This is a genomic window from Pseudomonas sp. SIMBA_068 (assembly GCF_046534705.1).
Lineage (GTDB): Bacteria > Pseudomonadota > Gammaproteobacteria > Pseudomonadales > Pseudomonadaceae > Aquipseudomonas > Aquipseudomonas putida.
In genome coordinates this window covers 1-257 of the sequence record NZ_JAWRYI010000933.1, presented here as the reverse complement: position 1 = coordinate 257, position 257 = coordinate 1, and the positions used below count along the sequence as shown (strand labels likewise).

Sequence of the window (257 nt, the reverse complement as noted above, 5' to 3'; positions counted from 1 at the left end):
CATCGACAATATCGTGCAGCCGGTCTCAAAAGCGGGCCACGCGAAGAAAGTGATTTTCCTGACCGCCGATGCGTTTGGCGTGCTGCCACCGGTTTCACGTCTGACACCGGAGCAGACGCAGTATCATTTCCTGTCAGGTTTCACCGCCAAACTGGCGGGGACCGAGCGTGGCGTCACTGAGCCGACCCCCACCTTCTCCGCCTGTTTCGGCGCGGCGTTCCTGATGCTGCATCCGACGCAGTATGCGGAAGTGCTGG

Annotated in this window: 1 protein-coding gene; it reads left to right on the top strand. The window is 60.7% G+C overall.

Annotated elements, in window-relative coordinates; translation table 11 throughout:
* Positions 1 to 257: phosphoenolpyruvate carboxykinase (ATP) (locus tag SB756_RS32140; protein WP_410913511.1), on the top strand; the 257-nt coding region annotated here is incomplete at both ends.